The sequence below is a fragment of the Xanthobacter autotrophicus genome (assembly GCF_030015065.1).
Lineage (GTDB): Bacteria > Pseudomonadota > Alphaproteobacteria > Rhizobiales > Xanthobacteraceae > Xanthobacter > Xanthobacter autotrophicus_D.
Map to the genome: position 1 here is coordinate 1 of NZ_JAIVFN010000191.1, position 5124 is coordinate 5124.

A 5124-nucleotide genomic window follows, 5' to 3' on the forward strand; every position below is an offset into this window, starting at 1 on the left:
CCCCTATGCCGCGCCCCTCGCCTCCTCCCGCCTGCAGGGCCTGCCCCCTGCTTTGGTGGTGAGCGCGCAGGACTGCCCCATGCGGGACGAGAGCGCGCGCTACGCCGGCGCCCTGGAGAAGGCCCGCGTCGCCACTGAGCTTCATATCCTGCCCGGCCCCACGCACTGGCCCGATGGCATTTCGGCACCGCCCGAGAAGCCCGAATCGTGGGCCGGAGCCCTGCGCACCCTGTTCGCCCGTTTCTTCGAAATCTCACGGCCGCGTCGGCGCAAGCCGGCCCCGGCCGTCCTCTGACTGCCCGACATCCCGAACTGCCCCAGGGACCTGCCCCATGACCGACCAGACCGCCACGCCCCGCACCGCCCGCCTGCGCAACCGCCTCCTCCTCGGCACCGTCGCCCTCGCCGCTGTCCTCGGCACGCTCTACGGCCTGCCCCAGACCACCGCCCATGCCGAGAAGCCGGCCGCGGCGGCGCCCGCCGCCGTCCCGGTCTCCGTCGCCACCGTGGAGCCGCGCGAGGCCCGGCTGTTCGAGACCTTCTCCGGCCGGCTGGAGGCGGTGGAGCGGGTGGAGGTGCGTTCGCGCGTCGCCGGCGCCATCAAGGCCGTCCATTTCCGGGAGGGGGCGCTGGTGAAGGAAGGCGAGCTTCTCGTCTCCATCGATCCCGAGCCGTTCGAGGCCGAAGTGGCCGAGGCCGAGGCCCAGGTGGCCGCCGCCCAGGCCCGCGTGGAACTTGCCCGCAACGAGCTGGAGCGCGGCCAGCGCCTGTGGAATTCCCGCACCGTCTCCCAGCGCGACCTCGACGAACGGGTCAACGGCCAGCGCGCCGCCGAGGCCAGCCTGCGGGCCGCCGAAGCCAAACTGACCTCGGCGAAGCTCAGCCTCTCCTACACCCGCGTCCGCGCGCCGGTGGCGGGACGCGTCGGCAAGTCGGAGATCACGGTGGGCAATCTCGTGGCCGCCGGTCCCGGCGCGCCGGTGCTCACCACCCTGGTGTCGGTGGACCCCATCTATGCCAGCTTCAATGCCGACGAGGCCACCGTCTCGCGCGCCCTCGCCGGGCTCGGCGCCGGCGCGGATGTCTCCGACCGGCTCGACCGCATCCCGGTGCTCATGACCACCTCCGCCGGCGGCCCGCCGGTGGAGGGGCGCATGCAGCTGGTGGACAACCAGGTGGACGTGCGCACCGGCACGGTGCGGGTGCGCGCCCGCTTCGCCAACACCGACGGGCGGCTCCTGCCCGGCCAGTTCGCGCGCCTCGAGATGGGCCAGCCCCGCAGCGAGCCGGCCCTGCTGGTGAGCGAGCGGGCGGTGGGCACGGACCAGGACAAGAAGTTCGTCTTCGTGGTGGACGCCGCCAACACCGCGGTCTGGCGCGAGGTCACGCTGGGCGCCCCCGTGGACGGCCTGCGCGTGGTCACCAGCGGACTGAAGGCGGGCGAGCGCATCGTCGTCAACGGCCTCCACCGCGTGCGCCCCGGCGCACCCGTGATGCCGCAGAGCGTGCCCATGCGGGTGACGGAGGCGGCTTCCGCGACCCGCGCCAACTGACGCGGCGCGCCGTCACGACCTGAACCGGTTTCGATCCCTCTCCCCCGCATGGGAGGGGGCGGGTGAGGGGCGGGCCGTGCGCCGCGCCCCTGGCAAGCGGCATCGCCCCTCACCCACCTTTTTCGTCCGCCCCCTCCCGCGCCGGGATTGGGGAAGGACCCGTCGCGTCCCGCGTTCCGAACCCCTTTAGCCACCCGCATCTTCGGGAGGGTCCCATGAACCTGTCCAAGTTCTTCATCGACCGGCCCATCTTCGCGGGCGTGCTCTCGGTGCTCATCTTCCTCGCCGGCCTCATCGCCATGCAGGCCATGCCGATCTCCGAATATCCGGAAGTGGTGCCGCCGCAGGTGGTGGTCCGCGCCACCTATCCCGGCGCCAACCCCAAGGTGATCGCCGAAACCGTCTCGACCCCGCTGGAAGAAGCCATCAACGGCGTCGAGGACATGCTCTACATGTCCAGCCAGGCCACCACAGACGGCCTGATGACGCTGACCGTCACCTTCAAGCTCGGCACCGATCCGGACAAGGCGCAGCAGCTGGTGCAGAACCGCATCTCCCAGGCGGAGCCCCGCCTGCCGGAAGAAGTGCGGCGCCTCGGCGTCACCACGGTGAAGTCTTCGCCGGACCTCACCATGGTGGTGCACCTGATCTCCCCCAACAATCGCTACGACACCACCTATCTGCGCAACTACGCGGTGCTGAACGTGAAGGACCGCCTCGCCCGCATCGAGGGCGTGGGGCAGGTTCAGCTGTTCGGCGCCGGCGATTACTCCATGCGCATCTGGCTCGACCCGCAGAAGGTGGCCGAGCACGGGCTTTCCGCCGCCGACGTGGTGCGTGAGATCCGCGCCCAGAACGTGCAGGCGGCGGCCGGCGTGGTGGGCGCCTCCCCCGGCGCGCCGGGGCTCGACCTCCAGCTTTCCATCAACGCCCAGGGCCGCCTCGCCAACGTGGAGGAGTTCGGCAACATCGTGGTGAAGAGCGGCACGAATGGTGAGATCGTGCTGTTGAAGGACGTGGCGCGGGTGGAGCTCGGCGCCTCCGAATATGCCCTGCGCTCCCTGCTCAACAACACCCAGGCGGTGGCGGTGCCCATCTTCCAGGCCCCCGGTTCCAACGCCATCCGCATCGCCGACGAGGTGCGCCGGGTGATGGAGGAGATCAAGGCCAACATGCCGGAAGGCGTGGATTATTCCATCGTCTACGACACCACCCAGTTCGTCCGCGCCTCCATCGACGCGGTGGTGCACACGCTGCTGGAAGCGGTGCTGCTGGTGGTGCTGGTGGTGATCGTGTTCCTCCAGACCTGGCGGGCCTCCATCATCCCGCTGCTGGCGGTGCCGGTCTCCATCGTCGGCACGTTCGCGGTGATGCACCTGTTCGGTTTTTCCATCAATGCCTTGACCCTGTTCGGGCTGGTGCTGGCCATCGGCATCGTGGTGGATGACGCCATCGTGGTGGTGGAGAATGTGGAGCGCAACATCGAGAGCGGGCTCTCCCCGCGGGAGGCCACCTACAAGGCCATGCAGGAGGTGTCCGGACCCATCATCGCCATCGCCCTGGTGTTGATCGCGGTGTTCGTGCCGCTGGCCTTCATCACCGGGCTAACCGGCCAGTTCTACAAGCAATTCGCCCTCACCATCGCCATCTCGACGGTGATCTCGGCCATCAATTCCCTCACCCTGTCCCCCGCCCTCTCGGCCCTGCTGCTGAAGGGGCATGATGCGCCGAAGGATCGCCTCACGCGCGTCATGGATTTTGCTTTCGGCTGGTTTTTCAAGGGCTTCAACAAGGCCTTCGTGACGGGCTCCAACGCCTATGGCAGCGTGGTGAAGCGGACCATCGCCCACAAGGCGGTCATGCTGGGCCTCTACGTCGTGCTGGTGGCCATGACGGTGGTGCTGTTCCGCGCCGTGCCGCCCGGCTTCGTGCCGGGGCAGGACAAGCAATATCTCGTTGGTTTCGCTCAGCTTCCCGACGGCGCCACGCTGGACCGCACGGAAGAGGTGATCCGCCAGATGAGCGACATCGCCCTCAAGGAGGAGGGCGTGAAGTCGGCCATCGCCTTCCCCGGCCTCTCCATCAACGGGTTCACGAACTCCTCCAACTCCGGCATTGTTTTTGTCGGTTTGGACGACTTCGAGCACCGCAAGTCGCCGGCCCTTTCCGGCAATGCCATCGCTTTGGCATTGAACCAGAAATTCGCCGCCATCCCCGACGCCATGATCGCCATGTTCCCCCCGCCTCCGGTGCAAGGGCTCGGCACCATCGGCGGGTTCAAGTTCCAGATCGAGGATCGCGCCGGTCTCGGCTACGCGGCGCTGGACGAGGCCACCAGGGCCTTCCTCGCCAAGGCCGCCGCGGCGCCGGAGCTGGCCGGCCTGTTCTCCTCCTACCAGGTGAACGTGCCCCAGCTGTTCGCCGACATCGACCGGGTGAAGGCGCGCCAGCTGAATGTCGCGGTCACCGACGTGTTCGAGACCATGCAGATCTATCTGGGCTCGGCCTATGTGAACGACTTCAACACCTTCGGGCGTACCTACACGGTGCGGGTGCAGGCGGACGCCCCGTTCCGCGCCCGGCCCGAGGACGTGGGCACCCTGAAGGTGCGCTCGGCCAGCGGCGAGATGATTCCGCTCTCGGCATTGCTCAAGGTGCGCTCGGCGGCGGGGCCGGAGCGGGCCATGCGCTACAACGGCTTCCTCTCGGCGGACGTGAACGGCGGTGCCGCTCCCGGCTTCTCCTCCGGCGAGGCGCAGGCGGCGGTGGAGCGCATCGCGGCCGAGACCCTGCCCAAGGGCTTCGCCTTCGAATGGACGGAACTCACCTACCAGGACATCCTCGCCGGCAATTCGGCGGTGTGGGTGTTCCCGCTCGCCATCTTCCTCGTCTTCCTGGTGCTGGCGGCCCAGTATGAAAGCCTGATGCTGCCGCTCGCCATCATCATGATCGTGCCCACGGGCCTGTTCGCGGCCATGACCGGGGTGTGGCTCGCCGGCGGGGACAACAATGTCTTCACCCAGATCGGCCTCGTGGTGCTGGTGGGGCTTTCGGCCAAGAATGCCATCCTGATCGTGGAGTTCGCCCGCGAGCTGGAGTTCGCCGGCCGCACCCCGGTCCAGGCGGCGCTGGAGGCGAGCCGGCTCAGGCTACGGCCGATCCTGATGACCTCGCTCGCCTTCATCATGGGCGTGGTGCCGCTGGTCACCTCCATCGGCGCCGGGGCGGAGATGCGTCAGGCCATGGGCACGGCGGTGTTCGCGGGCATGATCGGCGTGACCGCCTTCGGCATCTTCCTGACGCCGGTGTTCTACGTGATGCTGCGGGCGCTTGCGGGCAACCGGCCGCTCACCCAGCACGGCCACGGCACGGTGGGGGCGGACGCGCCCCATGGGCCGGGCCATGGCACCACCACCGCGACGCCCCCGGCGCTTCAGCCGGGGGAGTGAGGCGGCGGCTGGTCCGTTCCCGGAACGGCGGGCGAGAACAAGGCGGTGCCTCGGCCTGAAAGACCACTGCTTCGGCCGGTTACGATGAGAACCCTCTCCCGCTTGCGGGGGAGGGCAGGGTG

3 protein-coding genes are annotated in these 5124 nt (G+C 69.0%); all 3 read left to right on the forward strand.

Annotated features, from left to right (window positions below; genetic code table 11):
• Positions 1–295: alpha/beta hydrolase fold domain-containing protein (locus K9U40_RS21915; RefSeq protein WP_282892232.1), on the forward strand; the 295-nt coding region annotated here is incomplete at its 5' end.
• Between the two features lie 37 nt (positions 296–332).
• On the forward strand, positions 333–1553 hold the full coding sequence (locus tag K9U40_RS21920) for an efflux RND transporter periplasmic adaptor subunit (RefSeq protein WP_282892233.1): 1221 nt from the start codon (positions 333–335) through the stop codon (positions 1551–1553).
• Positions 1554–1768: 215 nt separating this feature from the next.
• Entirely contained in the window at positions 1769–5002 is a 3234-nt protein-coding gene (locus K9U40_RS21925; RefSeq protein WP_282892234.1) for an efflux RND transporter permease subunit, read from the forward strand.
• Positions 5003–5124 lie beyond the last annotated feature (122 nt).

Bases quoted from the DNA above. Each gene is read 5' to 3' on its own strand.
- K9U40_RS21920 (WP_282892233.1), top strand. From the start codon at position 333: ATGACCGACCAGACCGCCACGCCCCGCACCGCCCGCCTGCGCAACCGC.
- K9U40_RS21925 (WP_282892234.1), top strand. From the start codon at position 1,769: ATGAACCTGTCCAAGTTCTTCATCGACCGGCCCATCTTCGCGGGCGTG.